Raw genomic sequence first — 25,429 nt, 5'->3', positions numbered from 1 at the left:
GTCTCAGTTGATCAGGTGGCTGAGTTCGACATTGCTTGCCGCTGATCTCAACCTCGACGAGGTTTCGTGCCGGCCCAGGAACGTGATGCTTTCCACGATGCCCAGCGGCGAATCGGAAAACAGGATGCAGCACTTCAGCAGGCGCTGCGCACGCGCCCAGCCGACGCTGTCCGTCGAATCGGCCACGCTCCGCAACGCGGCCTCGACCGAGGCAGCCGTCCAGTTTTCGTTCCGTGCCAGCCGCGACTCGACCTGCCGAAGAAATTGCAGGAGCGTGCGGGGATTGCTTTCGATGCTGTACATGAGGATGTAGTCGATCCGCAGTTTCTTCGTGATCAACGGAAAAATCAGGTCGATCACGCCGGCGGTCGATTCGCATTTCCCGTAAGCCAGTGAAATCGCGTCGCCGAGCTTGCAGTCCCGGTGAAGCGCATCCAGCGCGGCCTGTACGAACGCCGCTTCGAGGTCAACGGTGGTGGTTTGCATGAGGTTCAATGGCCTGTCGAGTGAGGGTTCGCGGCGAGCACGGGGCGGCAGGCGTCACCAGCCGTCCGGAATGGGCATCGAATAGGTCAGCGGCTTTTCCGGCATCACTTCGTCCATGATGTCGGAGTAGCCGGACTCCTGTCCGACCAGGTTCGGCTCGAAGCAGTAGCAATTGAACGTCTGCTGCAGCACGAGGTTGTTGCGGTCGTTGATCGCCGGCGGGTTTTCGTTGATCGCGATGAACGCGTCGTAAAGCGAGTCCCTGACGACGTACGCGTGCGCGGTGAGCGTCTCCACGGCCTTGACGATGTTCGGCGCGACGGGAATGGGCGGCGTGAAGTGATACGCGCCCAGGAACAGCATGTGCCAGTCGTCCGGCACTTGCGCGATGAACTCGGGGAAGCGCGCGGCGAACTCGGCGTCGAAGAACGCGTCGTCCTCGAAGATCAGGACTTCGCTCGCGCCGGCGGCCTTCGCCTGTTTCACCGCGGCGAGATGGCTCATCGTGCAGCCGTAGTCCTGCGGACGCATGTGGCTCAACGATTCCGGCACGCTCACCTGTTTTGCATCGACGGCGGACAGCCGTTCCACCGTGAGGATGTTCTGCTCTGCGAATTTTCGTTGCATCGCTTCCCAGCGGTCGGGACGCCGGTCCAGGTTGATGCAGACCTTGCGGGCGAAAGTGTTGTCGATCGTCGGCGTTGATTTCAGTTTCATGAGGGTTGTTTTTCCAGGAACGAATTGACATGGGCGGCGAGGGCGCCGGCATGCGGATCGAGCAGCATGGTCAGGTGGTCGCCGGGGACGTCCGTCACCGCGACGGGGAGCGTCGAGAAGCGGGACCATCCCCAGGCCGGGTCCAGGCGAAGCTGCGCGATCTCGGGCGACGGCGCGTAGTCGTCGGGATCGTGCTCGGTGCTGCGGAACAACGCGATCGGCACGGGCAGCGGCGTGGCGTGCGGCGCGTAGTGCGACTTGAAGTTGGCCTGATAGACGCGCAGGTACGCGCGCAGGCGGTCGGGCCCGGCGTCCGCGAACCAGCTGCCGCGGTCGCCGATCCGCGCGAGGATCAAGTCGGCCTGGCCGTCGGGATCGAGCGGGACGAGGTCGGCTCGCGTCACCTGGAGGTCGGCGCCGAGGAAGGTGCCGATTTCGTGGGCGATCGCGACCAGCCATTCGGTGTCGTCCCAGTCCTGCCAGTACATGGCGGCCGGGCTGTCGATGGGCGCGGACGCGTCGAGGATCGCCAGCAGCTTCACGTCGGCGCCCTTGGCGACCAGTTGCCGGCTCATCTCCAGCGCCACGTGCGCGCCGAACGAATGGCCCGCGAGGTAGTACGGACCCGCGCCCACCAGCGGCCAGATGCGTTCGACATGACGGGTCGCGATGTCTTCCACGCGGGTGAGCGGCTCGCACGCGCCGTCGAGGCCGAGCGCTTCCAGCCCGTGAATCGCGTGGGCGCCGCTCAGGTGGTGCGCGAGCGGATGGAAGTAGACCACGTTCCCGCCGGCGCCCGGCAGCAGGAAGAGCGGCGCGGCGGGGCCGCCGTCGCGAATCGGCACGAGTCCGCCGGCAGGCGCGGACGGTTCTTTCGCGGCGAGCGCCGCCGCCAGTTTCTCGATCGTCGGATTCTCGAAGAGACAGGAAATCGGCAGCCGGCGATCGAACGCCTTCTCGACATGGGCCATCAGCTGGATCGCGATGATCGAGTGGCCGCCGAGGTCGAAATAGTTGTCGGTGACCGCGATGTCGTCCCGTTTGAAGATCCGCTGCCAGATCTCCAGCAACGTGCGTTCGTCCGCGGTGGGCGCGACGGCGCGTGCCGTCGTGGCCGCACCGGCGGCGGCTTCGATCGTCGGCCCGGCTGCCCCGCGCGGCGCGCCCGGCTGGCCGTCGGCGGCCGGCGGATCGGCGAGCTGGCCGGTCAGCCGGGTCGGGTCGTCGGCGAATCGTTCCAGCAACGCGCGCAGGGTGTCGAGCATCTGCCGCACGACATCCGGCGCGACGCGGTGCGCATCGTGCGAAATATGGAAGCCGATGCGCGCGTCCGGGTGTACGGTGAGGGTCAGCGGGTAGTTCGATTCCGCGAACGCGCGGGTGTCGAGGATCTCGATGTCGTCCGGCCCGAGATCGGGGGCGGCGGCAACCGGGAAGTTCTCGAAAACCAGCAGGCTGTCGAACAGGCTGTCGCGGGCGGGCACTTCGCTCCACGACTGGATGTCGACCAGCGAGCTGTACGAGTGCGGCTCCATCGCCGTTTGGGCCGCGTGAACCTCTGCCAGCCATTCGATGAAGGGCCGCTCCGGCGCGATACGCAGGCGCAGCGGCAGCGTGTTGATGAACAGCCCCACGATCGACTCGACGCCGTCGAGCAGCGGCGGCCGACCGGACACGGTGACGCCGAAGACGACGTCGTCCGTTCCGGCGTGGCGCCGCAGCACCAACGCCCAGACCGCGCGGATCAGCACGTTGAGGGTGACGCGATGCGTGCGCGTGAGCGCGTGCAGCCGCGCGGTCAGCGCCTCGTCCAGCAGGAATTGCTGGGTTCGGCGCTTGTCCTGCCGCGCGGCGTCGCCGGTCGTCTGCCGGGCCGGGCTGGCCGCGATCGGCGTGGCGGCACGGAAGCCGGCCAGCTCGGCGCGCCACCAGGCTTCGTCGGCGGCGCGCGGATGACGCGCGAGCCAGTCGATGTACGCGCGGTATCCCGGCACCGACGCCGCGACCGCGGGCGTGCCGGTGCGGGCGAGCGACAGGTAGTCGTCGAACACCTCCTTCATCAGGGTCGCGGTGCTCCAGCCGTCGAGGATGATGTGGTGCGCGCTCCAGCAGAAGCGATGGCGCGTGTCGGTTTCCTGGATCAGCGTGCAGCGGAACAGCGGCGCCCGCTGCAGATCGAAGCCGCGCTTGCGGTCGTCGGCGAGGAACGCATCGAAGTCCTGAGCGCGGCGGGACGCATCGCGGTGCCGCCAGTCAAGCACTGTCCACGGCAGCTCGACCGTGTGCAGCACGGTCTGGACGGGCTGGTCGCGATCGGCCCATGCGAACGCGGTGCGCAGAACGGCATGGCGCGCGAGCGCATGGGCCCACGCCTGCCGGAGCGCCGGCACCTGGAGCGGGCCGCTGACGACGAAGCTGAACTGCTGGAAATAGGCGGCAGGATCCAGGTCGTACAGCGAATGGAACAGGATGCCCTGCTGCAGCGACGAGAGCGGGTAGCTCTCGTCGATGTCGTCGGCTGCGGTGTCGGGGACCGACGCCGCGAAGCCGAGCAACCGGTCCCTGAAGTGCGCGGCCAGGTTCTCGACCGTCTGCCGCCGGTGGAGCCGCTCGCCATAGCGCCAGTCCACCTGAAGCTTGCCGTCGACCACGGCGGCGACGATCTCGAACGCGTGCGTGCGCTGCGACCGCCCGGCACGCAGCGAACCGAGGTCTTCGGCCGCCGGGCGCCAGCCGTCGGATTGCTGCAACACGGTATCGAGCTGCCCGTGATAGTTGAAGAGGATATCGGCCTGCGGCAACGCGGCGAGACTGTCGCGCACGGCGGCGTCGGGGCTCAGGTAGCGGAGCAGCGCATAACCGAGACCGTCGGCCGGAATCCGGCGCAGCTGCTGGCGCGCGGCGCGCAGCGCTTGCTCCGGCGTGTGCATCGCGTCGGCGTCGAGCACGACGGGGTGGATGGACGTGAACCAGCCCACCGTCCGGGTGAGGTCGAGCGGCGCATCCGATACGTGGCGGCCGTGACTCTCGAGATCGATCCGCGTGCGGGCGTTGCCGGTGACCATGCTGCAGGCTTGCGCGAGCGCGATGAGCAGGACGTCGTTGATGCGAGTGTCGTAGGCCCGTGGCAGCCGGCGCAGCAACGCGGTGGTGTCGGCTTCGTCCAGCTCGAATGAAACGGACGACGCGTCGCCGACCGCGTTGTTGGCCACATTGTTGGGCGCACCTGCGGCCGGATAGTCAAGCGGCATCGGCTCGACGGGTTGCGCGAGGAGCGCTTGCCACAGTCGCGCTTCGTCGCCGATGGCCGGCGACCGGGCCAGTTGCTGCAGATGCAGCGCCCATTCGCGGAACGACGTCGTTTTCGCGGGCAACGGCTGGCCGTGGTAGGCGGCATGCAAGTCCTCGAGGAGCACGCGCCACGACACGCCGTCCACCGCCAGGTGATGGATCGACACGAACAGGCGGGCGAGCGGTTCGCCGGCCACGCAGAAGAGCCGGGCGGCCAGCAACGGGCCATACGTGATGTCGATGCCGCGCTCCGCGTCAGCGGCGGCGGCGCGCATCGCCGCCAGGCGCTCGCCGGCGTCGCCGGCAATCACCTGTTTCGCAAAGAGCACCGGCATCTCGCCGCCGGCGACGACGTGCTGGGTCCAGCGGCCCGCATCGTGCGAGAAACGCAGTCGCAACGCGTCGTGATGTTCGTAGACTTGCCGGAACGCGTCGGCGAGCCGCGATGCGTCGAGATCCGCCGGCACCTGGATCAGGACCGTTTGATTGAAGTGCGACGGCGCGTCGATCTCCTGGTCGAAGAACCAGTGCTGCACCGGCGTGAGCGGCGCATCGCCCAGCGGGCTCAGGGTCGGCACGTAGGCTGCCCGCTCCTCGGGCGCGGCGGCCAGCTGTGCGATCGTCTGATGCTGGAACAGCTGCTTCGCCGTCACGCGCAGCCCCGCCTGATTGGCGCGCGCGATCACCTGGATGCTCAGGATGGAGTCGCCGCCGAGTTCGAAGAAATTGTCGTGGATGCCGACGGAAGGCAGCTGCAGCACGTCTTGCCAGATCGACGCCAGCAGGATTTCCCGGGGCGTGACGGCGGGCGCGTGCGGCTGGGCCACGTTGACCACGTTGACCCCGTCGGCCGGCGCGGGCAGCGCCTTGCGGTTGATCTTGCCGTTGGGCAGCATCGGCAACGATGCAAGGACGACGAACTGCGACGGCACCATGTAGTCGGCGAGCTTGCCGCCCAGATAATCGCGCAGACCGGCGATGTCCCGCGCGGCGGTCGCGACATAGGCGATCAGGAACGTTCGGGCTCCTGCGGTTTTCGCGATCACGACGCAGTCGTCGACCGACGGATGCGTGCGCAGCGCGGCCTCGATTTCACCGGGTTCGATGCGCAGGCCGCGCAGCTTGATCTGGTGATCGATGCGGCCGAGGAACTCGATGTTGCCGTCGGGCCGGTAGCGCGCGAGATCGCCGGTGCGGTAGAGGCGCGCGAGCGGGTCGGCGGAGAACGGGTCGGCGATGAACTTTTCGGCGCTCAGCTCGGGTTCGCCGTGATAGCCGCGCCCGACCGGCGTGCCGCCGATCAGCAGTTCGCCTGGCACGCCGATCGGCGTGGGCTGCATCTGCGCGTCGACGATGTAGAGGCGGGTGTTGGCGATCGGCCGGCCGATCGGGACGATGCGGTGCGGATCGTCGCGGCGGCACTCCCACGCGGTCACGTCGACGGCGGCCTCGGTCGGGCCGTAGAGGTTGTACAGCTTGACGTCCAGGCGCTCGAGGCAGCGCTGCTGCAGGTCGTGGGGCAACGCCTCGCCGCTGCACACGACGCGGCGCAGCGACGCGCAGTGCGCGTCCAGGTCGGGATGGTCGAGGAACGCACGCAGCATCGACGGCACGAAATGGATCGTGGTGATGCGTTCGCGCTCGATGAGGTCGACCAGATAATCGGTCTCGCGCTGGCCGCCGGGGCGGGCGAACACGAGGCGCGCACCGGTGACGAGCGGCCAGAAGAGTTCCCAGACCGAGACGTCGAAGCTGAAGGGGGTCTTCTGCAGCACCGTATCGTCAGCACCGAGCGCGTAGGCGTGCTGCATCCAGAGGATGCGGTTGGTGATCGCGCGATGGGTGTTGAGCGCGCCCTTGGGCCGGCCGGTCGAGCCGGACGTGTAGATCATGTAGGCGAGGTTGTCGCCGTTGAGCGCGGGCGCGGGGTTGGACGTCGCCGCGGCATCGAGGTCGAGCGAGTCGGTATCGACGACGATCACGTGTGCGTCGGTCTCGGGCAGCGCGTCGCGCAGATGCTGCTGGGTGAGAAGCCAGCGCAACTGCGCGTGGTCGATCATGAAGCGCACGCGCTCGGCGGGGTAGTCGGGGTCGACGGGGACGTAGGCGCCGCCGGCCTTGAGGACCGCGAGCAATGCGACGCTCATGTCGAGGGAGCGCTCCATCGCGACGCCGACGAGCGCATCGGGGCCGACGCCGAGCGCGATGAGGTGATGGGCGAGGCGGTTGGCGCGCAGGTTGAGTTCGGCGTAGGTGAGCGAAACGTCATCGAAGACGGCAGCGACGGCATCCGGCGTGCGCTCGACCTGCTGTTCGAACAACCGATGCAGCGGTTGCGCGGCGGCGTCGCCGAAATCCGTGTCGGTGCGGTTCCACTCGACCGTCACCCGGTTCCGCTCCGCGTCGCTCGTCAACGGCAGCGCGCCGAGCGGCGCGTCCGGATCGGCGATCACGGCATCGACGAGCGTGCGGAAGTGCTCCGCCATGCGATCGATCGTGGCGGCGTCGAACAGGTCGAGGTTGTATTCCAGCGAGCCCGCGAGGCCGTCGTCGGCATCCTGCACATGCAGCGTGAGGTCGAACTTCGCGGTGTGGGTCTCGACCGACACCGGCGTGGCCACGAGACCGGGGAAGCTCACCGCCTCGGACGGCGCTTTCTCGTACGCGAACACGACCTGGAACACCGGCGTGCGGCTCAGGTTGCGTTCGAGCGCGAGCGAATCCACCACCTGCTCGAACGGAATTTCCTGGCGGCTGTAGCCGTCCAGCGCGACGCGCTTCACGCGCGCCAGCAGTTCGCCGAAGGTCGGATTGCCGGACAGGTCCACGCGCAGCGCGAGCATGTTCGCGAAGAAGCCGATCAGCGGCTCGGTCATGCTGGAACGCCGGTTGGCGATCGGGGAGCCGATGACGAGGTCCTGCTGGTTGCTGTATCGCGACAGAAGCAGCGCATACGCGGCGAGCACGACCATGAACGTGCTGGTGCCGGACGCGCGGGCAATCGCGCGCAGGCCGTCGGCGCGTTCGCCGTCCAGCTGGAACGGCAGCACCGCGCCGCGGAACTGCTGGATGGCGGGCCGCGGGCGGTCGGTGGGCAGCTCGATCAGGTCCGGCGCATCGGCCAGCGCGGCGCTCAGGAGCGCCAGTTCCCGATGCGTGTCGGCGGACGCCAGGCGTTCGTGCTGCCACACCGCGTAGTCCGCGTACTGGACCGCCAGTTCCGGCAGCGACTCGCCGGCATAGAGCGCGGCCAGCTCGCCGATCAGGATGCCTGACGACCACGCATCGGAAACGATGTGATGCATCACGATGCCGAAGACGTGCAGGCGCTCATGGACGCGATACAGCACGACGCGATAGAGCGGGCCGGCGGCGAGATCGAACGGGCGGTCGGCTTCCTCCGCGAGCCGCGCGAGCGTGTCGGATTCGCTGGCGACGTCGACGACGTCGAGCGCGACCGGCGCCGGCGGCGCGATGCGTTGAACGCCGCGGCCGTCAACGGCGGGAAACGTCGTGCGCAGGATCTCGTGACGCCGGCTGATCTCGGACACGGCGGCCTGCAGGCGCGCGATGTCCAGTTCGCCGTCGAAGCGCAGCGCGCTCGAGATGTTGTAGGTGGCAGACGGGCCTTCCAGTTGCGCGAGGAACCACAGCCGCTGCTGCGGAAAGGACAGCGGCAGGTCGTTCGCGCGCGAGCGGGGCACGATGGCGCCGGCCGTCGAACCGGCGTGCGGCGACGACGCTTCGATCAGGTCGGACACCGCGCTGATGGTCTGGAGTTCGAAGATCGCGTCGATGCCGATCTCGACGGAGAAGCTGCTCCAGATCCGCGAGACCAGCTGCATGGCTTGCAGCGAATCGCCGCCGTAGTCGAAGAAGCGGCCGGTGAGATCGACGGCCGGATTGTCGAGCACGTCGCGCCAGATACGCACCAGCTCGAGCTGAATCGGCGTGGCGTCGAGCGCGGCGGCGTCGAGACGGGCGTCGTCGGACGCGGCGTTGGGCTCCAGCGCCAGCAGCGCCGGGCGATCCAGCTTGCCGTTGGCGTTGAGCGGAAATTCGGCGATCGGGATGATGTCGGACGGGACCATGTAGTCCGGCAGCTTCCCGGCCAGATAGGCCCGCAGGTCCGGCACGTTCAGGCTCGGCGCGCCCTTGACGTAGGCCGCCAGCTTGCGCACCCCGTGGGCGGATTCGCGCAGCATGACCGCCGCGCCGACGACATCCTCGTGCGCGGCAATCGCGGCCTCGATCTCGCCGAGTTCGACACGGTGCCCGCGGATCTTGACCTGGTGGTCGATGCGTCCGTAGCACTGGATTCGTCCGTCGGGCAGCCACCGGCCGATGTCGCCGGTGCGATAGAGGCGCGCTTCGCCGGGGAACGGATGCTCGACGAATTTCGCGGCGGTGACGTCGGGCCGCTGGTGGTAGCCGCGCGCGAGGCCCGCGCCGGCAAGGCAGATTTCCCCGGGCACGCCGAGCGGAACCGGCCGCAGCGCGTCGTCGAGCATGTACACGCGGGTGTCGGCGATGGGCCGGCCGATCAGCACCGTCGACGGCGCGTGCTCGACGCGCTCGACGATGCAGCCGACCGTCGCCTCGGTAGGGCCGTACTCGTTGTAGATCTCGATCGCGGGATCGATCTTGCGCAGCGTGGCGATGTGCTGGGGCGTCAGTTCCTCGCCGCCCACGATCACCTTGCGCACGCCGGAGCGCGCCAGGTTCATGTATTCCAGCAGGTGAATGTGGGTGGGCGTGAGCTTGAGGGTGTCGACGCCGCTGCCGGGCTGGAACATCCGGGCCAGGATGGTGTCGATGCTCTCCGACTGCGGATAGATGCGCAGCGTCTTGCCGCGCACCAGCGGGCAGAAGAGGTTGGTGAGCGTGAAATCGAAGCAGAGCGAGCTGTACAGTCCGAAACTGCCGGTCGTGCTTTCCGGAAAGTAATACGCGGCGGCCCACGCGATGTAGTGGGCCAGGTTCCGGTGTTCGAGCAGGCAGCCCTTGGGTTTCCCGGTCGAGCCGGACGTGTAGAGCACGTAGGCGAGGTGCGCCGGTTCGGCACGGTACGGCGGGTTGTCCGGCCGCGGCGTCCAGCCGGGGAGCTCCTGGTCCAGCAGCAGCGTCACGCCGGAGAACTCATACCACTGCGCGAGCTGATTCGATTGGGTCACCAGCAGCGACAGGCCGGTGTCGCCGAGGATGTGATTGATCCGCTCGGCCGGATACGCCGGGTCCAGCGGAACGAACGCCGCCCCCGCCTTCAGGATGCCGAGAATCGCGACGATCATCCATTCGGAACGGTCGAGCATGATGCCGACCAGCGATTCCGGCCCGACGCCGTGGTGCTCGCGCAATTGATGCGCGAGGCTGTTGGCCCGGGCGTTCAGGTCGGCGTAGGTCATCAGCGCACTGTCGGTGACCAGGGCCGGCGCCGTCGGCGTGCGGGCGACCTGCGCTTCGAACATGGCGACGACCGTCGGGTGGCTGGGGCCGGTCGTCGCGGTTTCGTTGAAGGCGGCCAGCAGCGGGCCCTCTTCCGGCGGGGCCGATGCGATGTCGCCGACGGGCGTGTCGAGGTGTTCGAATGCCTCCAGCACCGCGCCGAGGCTGCCGGCGAAACCGTCGACGATGAAAGGCTCGATGGCGGCGCTGTAACGAAGCTCGATTTCGCCGCGCGCGAGCCGCAGATGCAACTGCAGGTCGTCGTCCCGGCCGGTCGGTGCGTGATGCACCCGATCGTCCGCCAGCGCGACTTTCGTGAGCTGCGCGAGCGCCATGTCCTTTTCGTTGCGCACGAGCGTTTCAAGCGGGAAGTGAGGCTCGGCGTAGCTGTCTTCCACGATCGCGGCCACGCGCGACAGGTAGTCCTCGACGCGCTCGTCGGGACGGACCTCGATGATCAGCGGCACGGTGGCAGCCTGGGCCGACGGATGCGCGGCCAGCGCCGGCGTGCCGAGCACCGTGACCGGAATCCGGAAGTATTTCCAGAGCAGGAACGCAATGCCCGCCGTCGTGACGGCGAACTCGGCAAGCTCGCCGTCGCCGATGCGCCGCAACAGGTCGAGCGACGCGGGCGTGAGCCGCACCGTGCGGGACAGCGGGCGACCCGGTTGCTGATTCGGGGCGTACGCCGCGATCCGGTAGACGCCGGCGACCCGGGAAAGGCTTTCGCGCCAGAAACGCGCGGTGGAGGCATAGCGATGGTCGGTGACCAGCACGTTATTGTCTTGCACAGGACACTCCTTGAAACGTTTTGTTCACCTGAAACAACCCGAAGCGGCGCGCACGGCGCGCGCCGCTCGAACTCGGGACGATCCGCATCACGTCTTCTCCTCGAGCGCGTCGTCGGCCGTGACCTCGGGCGCGCGCTTCAGGCGCAGGCCGACCCGGGCCCGTGGGCCGGCGGCGGGGGCCTCGCCGGAGAGCGGGATGCGATCGACCGGCGTGGCTGGGTCGCGGCGGAAGACGTCGTGGATCGCGAGCAGTCGATCGCGCATCGTGGCGATGGTCGACGGGCGGAACAGGTGCGTGTTGTAGATGAACTGGATCAGGTGCCGGCCTTCGCTTTCCACGACCTGGAAGGACAGGTCGAACTTGGCCGTCGTGTCCGCCGGTGAGATGTCCGTGATGCGCAGGCCGGGCTGCGGCGCCGGCATCGACACGTGGTTCACCTGAATGTCGAAGATCGGAAAATGGCCCGCCGGGGTGCGGATCTTCAGGTCTTCCAGCAACACGTCGAACGGATAGGACGCATGCTCCAGCGCTTGCGCGGAGGCTGTCGCCACGCCGTCGATCACGTCGGCGACGGTCGAGGATGCCCGCACCGGCACGCGCAGCACGACGGTGTTGAGATACACGCCGATCTGCGATTCGAGCGGCTCGCTGTCGCGCCCGGCCGACACGCTGCCGATGACGATGTCCTCACGCCCCGTATAGCGGTGCATCAGCACGCAGAACGACGCCAGCAGCACCGCATGGAGCGACGTATGGTGCGCGCGGGCCAGCGTCGCGAGTTCCGCCGCGTGCGGCGCCGGCAGTTCGACTTCGAGTGCCTGCCCGGCATGACCGGGCCGCTCGGGACGCGGGAAGTCGGATGCCAGTTGCAGGCGGGGCAGCGGCGCCGCCAGTTGCGCGAGCCAGTACGCGCGATGCGCGGCGGCACGCGGACCCGCGAGGCTCGCGTTGTGCCATGCGGCGTAGTCGCGATACTGGATCGACAGCGGCGGCAGGTCGTGTCCGGCATACAGCGCGTGCAGGTCGTCGGTCAGCACGCGGATCGACCACGCATCCGAGATCACGTGGTGCATGTTCAGCAGCAGCAGGTGCTTCACCGGCGAGAGCCGCACCAGCGTGACGCGAAACAGCGGCCCCGACGCGAGATCGAACGGCTGCTCGCCTGCCGCGCGAATCAGCGCATCGATCGCCTGCGGCCCGGCATCGTCCGCGAGATCGCGCTGCTCGACCCGGAAGCCGGAGGCTTCGCGGCTGAGGATGCGTTGCCGCAACTCGCCTTCGATCATCGCGAACACGGTGCGCAGGCTCTCGTGGCGATCGACCAGCAGGTCGAACGCACGGACGAGGCGCGCCGTGTCGACGGCGCCGTCCAGTTGCAGCGCGCCCGCCATGTTGTACGTGGACGGATCCGCGCCGCGGCTGGCGAGCCAGATCCGCTTCTGTGCGCGAGACACCGCGTAGGACGGTTGCACGGCCAGCGCCGGGATGATCGCGTCGTCGTGGTCGGCGCCGTCGGCGGGCATGGCAGCCAGCTTCCGCGCGAGCGCGCGCGGCGTCGGCGCATGGAAGATGTCGGCGACCGTGACGTCCCGTTTCAGTTCGCGCCGGATCCGGCTGACCAGCTGGATCGCCTTGAGGCTTTGGCCGCCCTGCTCGAAGAAATCGGCGTCGACGCCGTTCGGCCGGCGGCCGAGCACCTCGGCGAAGAGGCGCAGCAGCGCCGCTTCGACCGGCGTGCGCGGTTCGGCCGGCACGCCGTCGGGCACCGACGCGGCATCGGGGAGCGGCAGCGCGGCGCGGTTGACCTTGCCGTTCGGCATGACGGGCAGCGCCGGCAGCAGCATCACGGTGTCGGGCACCATATGCGCCGGCAGCGTGTCGCGCAGTGCGTCGCGCACGCGTGGGGGCGTCCAGCCGGTTCCCGACGCGTAGGCGCACAGGGTCATTTCGGCATCCGACGTTTCGCGGGCGACCACGACGGCGTGGGAGATGCCCGCGAGACCGGTCAGCGCGGCTTCGATTTCCCCGAGCTCGATGCGATAGCCACGGATCTTGACCTGGAAGTCGCGGCGGCCGAAGAAGTGGAGATTGCCGTCCGCGTCGAAGCAGCCGATGTCGCCGGTGCGATACAGGCGCGCGCCCGGTTCCGGACTGAACGGATCGTCGCGGAACACCGCCCGCGTGCGGGCTTCGTCGAACAGGTAGCCGCGCCCGACGCCGACGCCGCCGATGCAGATCTCGCCCTTGACGCCGGCCGGGCACGGATTCATGTCGGCGTCCACGACGTAGAGGCGCAGGTTCTCGATTGGCCGGCCGATCGGAATCGCCGGCCGATCCGGCGCGCGTGTCATGCCGTAATGCGCGACCGAGTCCGACGCTTCGGTCGGCCCGTACGCGTTGATGAGCCGGACCGCCGGATTCAGGCGGAACCACGCTTGCGCGGTGGCGGGCTGCAGCGTTTCGCCGATCGTCAGCAGCGTGTCGAGGTGCGGGAAGGCCGGTGCCGCGTGCCGTTCCAGTTCGCCGAGGAAGGTCGCGAGATAGGACGGCACGAATTGCATCGCCGTGATGCGGTCGCGGTGCAGGCTGTCGATCAGGCGTGCGGGCTCGAGGATCACGGCATCGGGGTAGATCACCGTCGTGCCGCCCGACGCCAGCGCCGCGAAGCACTGCCAGATCGAAATATCGGAGCAGTGCGAAGCGGTCTGGGCGACCGCGCTCCGCGCGTCGAGCCCGACCCGGCGCGCCATCGCGAGCACGTGATTGAGCATGCCGCGATGTTCGACCATCGCGCCCTTCGGCTGGCCGGTCGAACCCGACGTGAAGATCACGTAGGCGAGGTCCGCGGGCCGGCAGCGCGGCGTCGGCGCTTCGGCATCCTGACGGGCGGGCAGGCGGGCGGGATCGACCAGCGGGATCGACGCAAGCGCCGGCGGCGGCCGGCAGTCCGTGCCGACGATGATGGCCGGCCGGGCCAGCGTCAGCAGGGTCTCGACCCGCTGGGCCGGATAGGCCGGATCGACCGGAACGTACGCCGCGCCGCACTTCCAGATCGCCAGGATCGTTTCCAGCATCAGCGGCGAGCGCGGCATCCAGACGGCGATCCGGTCGTCCGTCTGCAGCGTCGCCGTGTGCAGAAGCCGCGCGGCGATCCGGTTCGCGCCTTCGACGAGCGCCCGATAGGTGCGAACCTCCGTGCCGCAGCGCACCGCGATGCGCTCCGGATGCGCGGCGGCGACGGCCTCGATCAGTTCGGGCAGCGTCCGGTCGGCCGGAACCGGCGCGCACGTGTCGTTCCAGCCGCGCAGGAGGGCGTCCCGCTCGGCGGCGGTGAGCAGCGCAACGCTGCGGTTCGGCCGATCGTCCGCGCCGGCCAGGCCGGTGAGCAGGGTCTCGACATGGCGCAGCAGGCGGACGATCGTGTCGCGATCGAACCGGCCGTCGTCGTACAGCACCTGCAGCGACAGGCGCTTGCCCGGCGTCACGACCAGCGTCAGCGGGTAATTGTTCGGATCGGACACCTGGAAGGCGCCGATCCGCAGGCCGGGCAGCGCATCGGCCAGCGCTTCTTCCACCGGATAGTTCTGGAAGATCAGCAGGCTGTCGAAGAGCGGCACGCCGGGCGGCAGGCCGGCGAATTTCTGGAGGTCGGCCAGCGGATAGTGCGCATAGTCCTCCTGCTGCGCGAGATCCAGCTGCAATTGCGCCAGCCACGCGGACGTCGGGCGCGCGTCGATGCGCACCCGCACCGGCAGCGTGTTGATGAACAGCCCGACCATTTCGTCCGACGCCGGCAGCGACGCCGGACGACCGGACACGATCGTGCCGAACACGACGTCCGATTCGCCGCTGTAGCGGCTCAGCAATTGCGCCCACGCGCCCTGCGCGAGTGTATTCAGGGTGAGGCGGCGTGTTTGCGCGAACGCGACGAGTCGTTGCGTGGCGCTTTCGGAGAGCAGCAGCGCCTCTTCCACGTACGCGCCCGGCGCGGCCGTGCCGTCGAGTTCGGGGCGGCCCAGCACGAGCGGCGTCGTCGCCGGGAAATCCGCCAGCTTCGTCTTCCAGAAACGTTCCGCGGCGGCGGCGTCCTGGCGCGCCAGCCAGCGCACGTAATCGGCGAAGGCGGGCGGCGCGTCCCGCTGCGGCGCGCCTTCGGCCGGCGGCGCCTGATAGGCGGCGGCCACTTCGCTCAGGAGGCGGGCGGAGCTCCATCCGTCGAGCAGGATGTGGTGATGGCTCCAGTGGAAGCGCCACGCGTGCTCGCCCACGCGGAACAGCGCGAGCCGCATCAGCGGCGCGCGGGCAAAGTCGAAGCCGCGCGCCCGGTCCTGCGCCACGTAGGCGTCCCAGCGCTGCTCGGCCTCCGCGGCGGACACCGCGCGCAGATCCTCTTCATGCCACGGCAAGTCGACACGGCGATGCACGACCTGCACGGGGCTTTCGATGTCTTCCCAGTGAAACGCGGTGCGCAGGATGTCGTGCCGGTGCGCCACGGTCTCCCACGCGCGGCGGAACCGTTCGACGTCGAGCGCCCCGTCGATCCGGAAATTCAGGCTGCTGAAGTACGCATCCGACGCGGGTTCGTACAGGCTGTGGAACAGCATGCCCTGCTGGGTCGGTGTCAGCGGGTAGACGTCGGCGACCTCGTCCGGCCGCACCGACGCCGGCGCCTGCGGCAAGCCGGTCGCGGGCCGGGTCGACGCGGACGGGACGGCATGGCCGGCGACCAAGGATTCGAGCGCCGAGATGTAGGCTTGCGCGACGCGCAGGATGGTGTCCGCGTCGTGGCAGGCCCGGCTGAATTCCCACGCCACGTGCAGGCGGTTGCCGGTCACGTACGCGTTGATGTCGAGCAGGTGCTCGCGCCGCTGGGTCGCGTGGCGGCCGTCCCCGCTCGGCTCCGCGGCCTGTTTCCAGTCGCGTGCGGCGGCGAACAGCTGGTCGGTCTGACCCAGGTAGTTGAACTGCAGTCGCGGCCGCGGAAGCGGGCCGTCGAGCCGGTCTTGCAGCAGGCCGCAGGTGATGCCCGCATTCGGCACCGCGCGCAGTCGCGCCTTGACCGATGCGACCAGGTCGGCCGGATCGTGCGAACCGGCATCGACCGTCAGCATGACCGGGAACACGGACGTGAACCAGCCCACCGTGCGCGAGATGTCGAGGTCGTCGATCAGTTCCTCGCGCCCGTGCGCTTCGAGATCCAGCAGGACGTCGGCGCATCCGCTCCAGTCGCTGACGGCCCGCGCGAGCGCGGCCAGCAGCACGTCGTTGATCTGCGCGTCGTACGCGCGGGGCGCGGCGCCCAGCAACGCCGTCGTCGCGGCTTCGCCGAGCTCGACCACGATCGTTTCGGCGGACGCCACGGTATTGGCGTCGGCAGGCGCATCGCGATCGAGCGGCAGGCCCGGCAGCGCGGAACGCGCCAGCGCCTGCCAGTGAGCGAGGTCGGCGTCGGCGGCGCCGGAGCCGGCCCAGGTCGAGATCGCCCGGGTCCAGGCGGTCCAGGTGGCGCTGCCGCCCGCGAATTCGGGCGCCTTGCCGTGGCGCAGGCGGGTATAGGCGTCGTACACGGTTTCGAGCAGCGCGCCCCACGACACGCCGTCGACCACCAGATGATGGGCGACCAGCAGCAGGCGGAGCGAACGGCCTGCGTCCAGGCGGAACAGGTCGGCGCGCACGACGGGGCCGTCTGCGAGATTCAGGCTCGCATGCGCTTGCGCGACGTGCTGCGCGAGCTGATCGCGCGCGATGTCGGACACGACGACGGGGACTTCCGGATCGTCGACGACTTCCTGGCTCCAGCCGGACGCGCCTGCGCGAAAGCGCAGCCGCAGCGCGTCATGCCATTTGACCGCGTGCCGCAGCGCCTGGCGCAGCAGGACCGGATCGACATCCGCCGGCACGTCGAGCAGGACCGCCTGGTTGTACTGGTTCGGGTCGTCCTGGTGCTGCGCGAAGAAACGCTTCTGGATGGGCGTCAGCGGCAGCGGGCCGGACGACGCGACGAACGTCGCCGCGCCGACCGTGCCGCGCGTGGCCACGGCGGCGAGTTCGGCCACCGTCGGATGCTGGAAGATGAGCCGGGTGGTGAGCTTCAGGCCCGCCTTCGCGGCCAGCGACACGATGCGCATGCTCAGGATCGAATCGCCGCCCAGCGCGAACAGGTTGTCGTGGATGCCGGGCGACGGAATGCCCAGCGCCTCGCCCCAGATGCGGCACAGCAGCGTCTCGGTGGGCGTGCGCGGCGGCGTCGGCGCGTGCGCGGTGGCGGCGAGTCGCGCGCGGTCCAGCGGCGGCAGCGCCTTGCGGTCGATCTTGCCGTTGCCGCTCAGCGGCAGCGCGTCGAGCACCACGTAGATGCCGGGCACCATGTAGTCCGGCAGCGTGGCGGACAGCGCGGCGGCGATCGCGGCGTCGCTCAGCGACGCGCCGTCGCGGAACGCGACATACGCGCACAGCGCGGCGCGGCCGGCCTCGTCGCGATAGTCGAGCGCGGCCGCCTGGCGGATTTCCGGAATGGCGGCCAGCGCGTTGTCGATCTCCCCGAGCTCGATGCGGTAGCCGCGGATCTTCAACTGGTGGTCCTGGCGGCCGTGGAGCACGATCGTTCCATCGGGCAGGTAGCAGCCGATGTCGCGGGTGCGGTACAGGCGGACCCCGCGCACCGGATGGAACGGATCCTCGACGAACGCGTCCCGCGTGGCGGCCTCGTCGTTCAGATAGCCGCGGCCGACGGCGACGCCGGACACGCACAGCTCGCCGGGAATCCCGATCGGGCACAGGTTCATCTGCGGGTCGACGACGTAGAGGCGCACGTTGCGGATCGGCTTGCCGACCGGTACGTAAGGCGTGGCCGGCGCGCACGTCATGCGGTGCTGCGCGACGTCGTCGGACGCTTCGGCCGGGCCGTACGCGTTCACCAGCGGAATCGCCGGGAACACGTCGAACCACTGTTTCACCAGGGCCGGGCTGACCATCTCGCCGGTGACGAGCAGGTGCCGCAGGTGCCGCAGCAGCGCCGGCCGTTCCGACGCGCGGTCGAGCACGGCGGACAGATAGGACGGCACCAGTTCGAGGAGGCTGATCCGCGTGGTGTCAAGGTACGCGACGAAACGCGCGGGATCGCGAATGCAGTCGTCGTCGACGATCACGGTCTTGCCGCCGACGAGCGGCGCCGTGAAAAATTGCCAGACCGAAATATCGAAGCAATGCGGCGCGGTTTGCGCGATCACCGAATGCGCCGAGATCGAGAACTCGTCGATCTCGGCGAGCATGTGATTCAGCATGCCGGCGTGCTCGACCATCGCCCCTTTGGGCTTGCCGGTGGAGCCGGACGTGTAGATCACGTACGCGAGGCTGTCGGGCGACACGGGGCGGCCGGGATTGGTGTCGTTGTCGATATCGGTGACGGCGTCGAGCGACACGACCGGCGCGATCGCGGCCAGCTCCGGAGGGAGGAGCCCGTCGCAGGTGATCACGAGGGCGGCGCCGGAATCCTCGAGAATCGTGCGGATGCGCGCCGCCGGATAGTCGGGGTCGATCGGAATATAGGCGGCGCCGCACTTCCAGACGGCGAGGATCGCCTCCATCAGCCGTGCGGACCGGTGCATGCAGATCGCGACCAGCGCGTCCGGCCCCAGCTCGGCGGCAGCCAGCAGGCGGTGCGCGATGCGGTTGGCGCGCGCGTTCAGTTCGCCTGCGCTCAGGACGCTATCGCGGTACTCCACCGCCGGCCGCTCGGGGTGGTCCGCGGCCGCCTGCTCCAGGCGATGCACCACGGTATGCGCGGCGTCGAACGGCACGGCGGTGTCGTTGAAGGTCTCCAGCAACTGCCGGCGTTCGGCCTCGGGCAAGATCGGCACGCGGCCGAGCAGCCGGTTCGGCTCGGCCGCGAACGCGTCGAGCGTCGCCGCCACGTGGCCCAGCATCCGCTGCATCGTGTCTTCGTCGAAGCGCCGCGGGTCGAACGACAGTTCCATCTTCCAGTCGTCGCGCGCCGTCACCACGAATTCGAGCGGAATGTCGGCGCGGTTGTAGAGCTGCACCTCGTCGACCGCCAGCCCGTGCGCGCCATGCGTGAGCGACGCGTCGAGCGGGTAATTCATGAACGTGATGTTGCTCTCGAACAGCGGCGTCGACGGCGGCACTTCGCTGCAGCGCTGAATGTCGGGCAATGGGGTGTGCTCGAACGGCGCGCGGGCGGCCACGCGCGCCTGGATCATCTTCAGCCACGGCACCAGCGGCTGCCTCGGGTCGACCCGCACCCGCACCGGCACCGTATTGATGAACAGGCCGAGCATGGTTTCGATCCCCGGCAGAGGGGCGCCGCGCCCGGACACGACGGCGCCGAACACCACGTCGGTCTCCCCGCTGTAACGCGACAGCACGAGCGCCCAGGCCGCTTGCGCGAGCGTATTGAGGGTGACGTGATGGCGGGCCGCGAATTGCCGCAGGCGCGCGCTCAGGTCGGCCGACAGGTCGGCCTGCACTTGCGCGAGGCCCTGGCCGAAGCGCTCGCCCGCGTCCGCGCGTGCGGCCGTGGGCAGCGGGGTCGGCGAGCGGAACCCTTCGAGATAGCGCGTCCAGTATTGCTGCGCGGCTTGCGGCTCGTGCTGCTGCAGCCACTGGATGTAGTCGCGATAGGGGCGCACCGGCGGGAGCGCCGGCGGCACGCCGCGCGCGAGCGCGCCGTACACCTGGAAAATCTCGTCGATGACGAGCGACAGGCACCAGCCATCGGCCAGGATGTGATGGTGGCTCCAGCTGAACAGGAAGGCGTCGGCGGCCACGCGCACCAGGCGACAGCGCACGAGCGGCGCGCGATCGAGCGCGAAGCCCTCGGCCAGGTCGCTTTCGAGGTGCGCTTGCCACCGCGTGCGCTGCTCGTGTTCCGGCAGGTCGCGCCAGTCGTCCTGCCCCCACGGCAGCGTGGCGTGCGCGTGCACGACCTGCATGGGCGTGTCGAATTCCTCCCAATGGAACGACGTACGCATCACCGGATGCCGATCGATGAGCTGCTGCCATGCGGCATGAAACCGCGCGGTGTCGAGGCTGCCGGTGATCCGGCAACTGAGCTGGTTGAAGCTGCTTCTCGCGCCGGGCTCGTGCACGGCATGAAAGAGCATCCCCGCCTGCATCGGGGAGAGCGCGTAGATATCGGCAATGGTCGGGGATGTCACGATTTGATCCTTGAGACGAGGGCGTCCAGCGCTGCCTGGCTGATGCGCGCGGCCGGAAAATCCGACGGGCTCAGCGCGCGCGGGCCGTCGTCGCTGGCCGCGACGATCGACAGCAGACGGCTGCGGTAGCACTGCGTCAGCTGCTCGATGACATCGGGTGCGCAGGCCTCGCGGTTGTAGTGCCAGGTCAGGCGCAGGCGGCCGTCGAACACCATCCCGTCGATCTCGAACAGATGGCCGCGACGCGCGCGCGGGCTGTGCTCGGGGCTCTGGAAGTCGAGCACCGGCTTCCAGCCCGTGTCGTCGGCCAGCACGCGATCGACCTGGCCGAGATAGTTGAAGCGCACCGGCGCCGGCGGCTGCCGTTCCAGCGCGGCCGCGATGCCGGCGTCGCGGCCGAGGTAGCGGGCGATGCCGTAGCCGAGCCCGCGCATCGGGACCGCGCACAGCTGCTCCTTGACGTGGCGCAGCGCGTCGACCGCCACGGTGGCGTCGCCGGCGTTGAGGAACACCGGATAGTGGGTGGTGAACCAGCCGATCGTGCGCGACGTATCGACGCCGTCGAAGAGGGCCTCGCGGCCGTGGCCTTCGAGATCGACGACCAGCGATGCGTTGCCGGTCCAGTCGCCGAATGCGAGCAGCAGGGCCGTCAGCAGGACTTCGTTGATCTGGGTGTTGAACGCGCGCGGCACGTCCTGCAACAGCGCGAGCGTCTGCTGGGCGTCGAACTCGACGACCGTCGAGCCTGCGTCGGCGCGGGTGCCGACCGGCATGTCGTCGAAGCACGCCGGCTCGCCGGTGTTCCCGTGGAGCCAGTAGTCGAGCCCCAGTCCGTCGAGCGCGGTCGCGCCGAGTTCGGACAGGCGCGTCGACCAGTCGCGCCACGCCGTCGTCCTGGCCGGGAGCTGCACCGCTTCGCCCGCTTCGAGCTGGCGGCACGCGGTGTACAGGTCCTCGAACAGGATGCGCCACGAGACGCCGTCGATCACCAGGTGATGCGCGACCACGAGCAGGCGTTGCGGCGCGTCGGGGCCGAACCGGAACAGGTGCGCGCGCAGCAGCGGCGGCGCCGACAGCGTGAAGCTTTCCTGCATGCCGGTGGCGGTCGCGAGCATCGCGGCCTGCCGTGCGGCAGGCGCCGCGTCCGCCAGCGACGTGACGCCGAGCGGAACGGCCAGCGGCGGCGCCGCATGCGCTTGCTGCCACGCACCGGCGACGCGCTCGAAACTCAGCCGCAGCGCGTCGTGATGCGTCGTGACGGCCGCGAGTGCGCGCTCGATCGTGTCCGGCCGCAGCGACGCGGGCACCTCGATCATCGTCGACTGGTTGTAGTGGTGCGGATCGGCGACGTCCTGCGCGAAGAACCAGTGCTGGATCGGCGTCAGCGGGGCGGGGCCGACCACCGGCTCCTGCGCGATCCGCAGCGACGGCGCGTCCACTGCCACCCGGGCAAGCTCGGCGATGGTCGGATGCGCGAAGAACTGGTCGGCGGTGAACTTGAGCCCGACTTGCTGGGCCAGCGACATCACCTGGATGATCAGGATCGAGTCGCCGCCCAGTTCGAAGAAATTGTCGTGCACGCCGATCGGCTCGCGGCCCAGCACGTCGGACCAGATCCTGCCCAGGCGCGCCTCGACGTCATTGGCCGGTGCGACGTACGCGGCTTCGCTCGGCACGGGCGCCAGTTCCAGCGCGGCGAGCGCGTTGCGGTCGGGCTTGCCGTTCGGCGTCAGCGGCAGGCGCTCGAGCGTCACGATCGACGCCGGCACCATGAACTCGGGCAGACGCTCCTTCAGGTGTTCCCGCAGGCTGGCGACGCTGGCCGCAGCCGTCGCGACGCAGGCCACCAGCTGCCTGTGCTGCGGCGCGTCCTCGCGCACGAACACGATCGCATCGGCGACGCCGGCGTGCTGCCTCAGCGCCGCCTCGATCTCGCCCGTTTCGATCCGGTAGCCGCGAATCTTCACCTGCGTGTCGCGCCGGCCGGTGACTTCCAGGTTGCCGTCCGGCAGCCAGACGCCGAGGTCGCCGGTGCGATAGAGGCGCGCGCCCGCCTCGAACGGATGGTCGACGAACGCGGCGGCCGTCAGGTCGTCCCGGCCGACATAGCCGCGCGCCAGTGCGATGCCGGACACGCAGATCTCGCCCGTGCAGCCTTCGGGGGCCAGCCCGCCGTGTTCGTCGAGCAGGTACAGGTGCGTATTGCGGATCGGGCGGCCCACCGGCAGGCGGGCCCCGTAGGTGACGGCCGGGTCGACCACGTAGTCCGCGATGCACACGGTTGCCTCGGTCGGGCCGTACGAGTTGTGGCACGTGCGGGTCCGGGCCAGCTCGCGCAGATCCGCCACACGGGCGTTGTCGCCCGCGCTGATGACGCGGGTCACGGTGCCGAGCGCTTGCCAGTCGAGCGCGGCGAGATAGGCCGGCGTCGCGTTGATCGTGGTGACGCCCTGCTGCGCGAGGTAGTCGACGAAACGCGGCACGTCCCGGATCATGGCGGGCTTTGCCAGCACCAGGCGCGCGCCCGCGAGCAGCGTGACGAAGATCTCCATGATCGAGCCGTCGAAGCCCGGGGAGTAGAACTGCACGAAGCGGTCGGCCGCATCGAAACCGAATGCGTCCACATGGTACCGAGCCATGTTCAGGAGCCCTGCGTGTTCGAGCACGACGCCCTTGGGCACGCCCGTGGAGCCGGACGTGTAGATGATGTACGCCGCATCGTCCGGCCGGACCTCGACCGGCGCCGATGCCGACGCGGGTGCCAGCGTGTCGAGCTGGAAGTCGAGCGCGAACATCGGGATCGCCCAGAAGTCGGCGAGCAACGGCAGGTGTTCCGAGTGCGTCAGCAGCGCCTTGACCTTCGCATCCTCGATCATGAAGCGCAGCCGCTCCCGCGGAAATTCCGGGTCGAGCGGCAGATACACCGCGCCCGCCTTGAGCGCGCCGAGCAGGCCGACGATCCAGCGCTCGGAGCGATCGGCCACCACGCCCACCACGTCGCCGCGTTCGATCGCGTATTCCGCGAGCAGGAAGCTCGCCAGCCGGGACGCCTGGTCGTCGAGTTCGGCATAGGTCAGCGACGCGTCGGCGGTCACCACCGCGACGCTGTCCGGCGCGGCCGCGACCCGTTGCGCGAACTGTTCCAGGAAGGTGCCCTCTACCGCGACGGGCGCTGCCTGCGAACGCAGGCGCGCGCGCTCGTCGTCGTCGAGCAGCGAGACGGTGTCGAGCGGCGCGTCCAGTGCGCCGAAGCCGGCCACGACGTTGTGCAGGTGCCGCGCGAGATGCTGCAGATAATGCAGCGTGAACACCGTCGGCCGGCCCGTCAGCACGATCTCGTAGCGCTCGCGATGGCGGATCTCGATCGACAGGTCGTGGTCGGCCGACGCCCAGGCTTCGTGAAGGCCGTCGAAGCGCACGCCGACGTTGGTCGCGCGCCGTTCGCCATGCAGCTTGTGCGCGAGGGCGGCGATCGGGAAATCCTGGTACGAATAGCTGCGCTGCACCGCGTCGCGCAACTGGTTCAGGTACGCGCGAACCGAGGGGCCGGGCGCGCCGGCGTCGAGCAGCGGGACGGGCTCGGCGGCGCCGCTCGCGGGTCCGGCGATCAGGGGCGGCGACGTCACGAACAGGCCGGCCGCACCGTCGTAGCGCCCCAGCACGCGGAACAGCGCGGCCAGCAGCACGACGAACGCACCCAGCGCGTTGCCGGCTGCCAGCCTCTCCAGTACCGGCGCCGCGTCGCCGTCGAGCGCGAACGTCAGGGCCGGCTCGGGGCCGAGCGGCAGCGCATACGCCTGCCACGCCTGCTGAAGGCGGAAATCTTCGTCGAGGCGGCCGAGCGCGTCGGTCCAGAACGCCACGTGTTCCTGGTATTGCCCGCTCGTCGAGAGCGCGTTGAGATTCAGTTCTGACAAAGCACGATCTCCCTCTTCGCGTACAGGATTTCGGACGCGATGCCCTTGGCCCGGCAGTGCGCGACGAACTGGGTGGACTGGATGTGGCTGGGCGAGTTTTCGTCGAAGGTGTTGTCGAGGAGGTGGTTCAGCCACGGCTCCTGACCCATCGCATAGACATACGCCGCGTTGAACGCGAAATCGTCCACCAGCGCGGCGGCCTCGCCGAACTGGCAGCCGCGCGCCCGGCGTGATTGATCGATGTCGCGCGGCAGCGCCTTCGGAAACAGCGGGCCGTAGACCCACGACGGCGGCGCGCCCTCGGTTTCCATCCCGACGAACAGCGTGTCCGGCTTGCCGGCGAGGCGGAACACATGCTCGTAGAGGCGCGGGTCCAGGTTGCACGAATCGGCGATGCACAGCACCGAGCGCGAGCCGAAGCGGATCATGAAACTCTGCTTGCTGTGGATCGCCAGGTCGTTGTGTTCGCCCAGGAACGGAATGGCGGTGATGGCGCCGCCGGGCAGCTTGATTTCCTGGGCATCCCGAACTTCCAGCACGTCGTCGAAGCCGAGCTTGCGCAACGCCAGTTCCATCGACGGATCTTGCGGAAAGCCGTCGAGATTGCGGCCGACCACCACGGTCTTGACCTTGTGGCGAAGCTGCAGCAGCGTCTCGAGGACGATGTGATCGTGATGGCTGTGCGTGATCAGCACGTAGTCGATCTGGTCCGGCAGGTCGGCGAACGTGTAGCGCGGCAGCGCGGTGTCGTAGCCGTAGCTGATCACCGGATCGATCAGGATGCTCACGCCGCGGCTCTGGATCAGCACGCACGCGTGGCCGTAGTAGCGGATGCGGATGTCGTCGCCGTCGAACGAACGATCCGGTTTCGGCGCGGGCGCCTCCTCGGTGAAGAACGTGCGGAACAGCGGCTCGTCCTGCTCCGCCACGCGCATCAGGTCGACGATCTTCGCGTAGCTGCCGGGCGTGTCGCGCATGCGGAACAGCGCGTCGAGCGCGCGGTCGTCGAACGCCATGTTGCAGAACACCGTGCGATCGTCGCGGAGCCGGGGCGTGCTGAGGATGAACGGCCGCGGCGTGTGCTCCTCGATCGCCGACAGCGCGATGCTCTGCGCATCGCGCGCATAGAACGGGCTCGCGTACAGCAGGCTTTCGAACACCCGGAAGGACGGGTTGTGGTTCAGGTCGTAGTAGATCTCGACATAGCCCTTCAACACCTCCGGAATCGCGGGGTAGAGCGGGTCCGACGCCATCCCCGTGGCCTGTTCCAGCAGCAGCGTGGAGAACGCCTTGTAGGCCTTCGCCAGTTCCAGTTGCCGGGCCGCGCGTTGGGTGGTCTGCTCGATCAGCGCGCGGATTTCATCGACGCGCTGGCCGCCCAGGTCGAGGAACGGCCCGCCGCGCATCGCGGGGTCCTTGCAGGCCGCCGCATGCATCATCGGCGATGCGGCATAGGACTTCAGCAGCGGCAGGAACCGCTCCGCCACGTTGAGGGCGGCGGTCAACGGCGGCAGCGTGTGATACCACGCGTACCAGCTGTTGATCAGCGGTTCGAACTGGATGTTGTGTCGCAGGTAGACCTGCGTGCTCGACGAAATGGTCAAC

Annotated in this window: 6 protein-coding genes; all 6 read right to left on the bottom strand. The window is 69.0% G+C overall.

Features of this window, described 5'->3' with window-relative positions:
- Positions 1-3 precede the first annotated feature (3 nt).
- The 6 genes from CFB43_RS36485 to CFB43_RS36460 all read right to left on the bottom strand — a co-directional run bounded on the left by CFB43_RS36485 (position 4) and on the right by CFB43_RS36460 (position 25,428).
- Complete coding sequence (locus tag CFB43_RS36485) at positions 4-486, bottom strand: hypothetical protein (RefSeq protein WP_089498891.1); 483 nt, start codon at positions 484-486, stop codon at positions 4-6.
- 54 nt (positions 487-540) lie between these two features.
- Entirely contained in the window at positions 541-1,203 is a 663-nt protein-coding gene (locus CFB43_RS36480) for a glycosyltransferase family 25 protein (protein WP_226205096.1), read from the bottom strand.
- Positions 1,200-10,730, bottom strand: coding sequence for an amino acid adenylation domain-containing protein (locus CFB43_RS36475; protein ID WP_089498890.1), 9,531 nt, complete (start codon positions 10,728-10,730; stop codon positions 1,200-1,202). The genes CFB43_RS36480 and CFB43_RS36475 overlap by 4 nt, the downstream gene beginning before the upstream one ends.
- 87 nt (positions 10,731-10,817) lie before the next feature.
- Positions 10,818-19,907, bottom strand: a complete 9,090-nt coding sequence (locus CFB43_RS36470) for a non-ribosomal peptide synthetase (RefSeq protein ID WP_089498889.1) — start codon at positions 19,905-19,907, stop codon at positions 10,818-10,820.
- Complete coding sequence (locus CFB43_RS36465) at positions 19,904-23,824, bottom strand: non-ribosomal peptide synthetase (protein WP_089498888.1); 3,921 nt, start codon at positions 23,822-23,824, stop codon at positions 19,904-19,906. Before CFB43_RS36465 ends, CFB43_RS36470 begins: the two co-directional genes overlap by 4 nt.
- Complete coding sequence (locus CFB43_RS36460; protein ID WP_089498887.1) at positions 23,812-25,428, bottom strand: MBL fold metallo-hydrolase; 1,617 nt, start codon at positions 25,426-25,428, stop codon at positions 23,812-23,814. Before CFB43_RS36460 ends, CFB43_RS36465 begins: the two co-directional genes overlap by 13 nt.
- Position 25,429 lies beyond the last annotated feature (1 nt).

Source organism: Burkholderia sp. AU15512 (assembly GCF_002223325.1).
In the GTDB taxonomy this organism is placed as follows: domain Bacteria; phylum Pseudomonadota; class Gammaproteobacteria; order Burkholderiales; family Burkholderiaceae; genus Burkholderia.
Note: the sequence above shows the minus strand (reverse complement) of the source record. Positions and strands in the feature narration are given on the sequence as shown.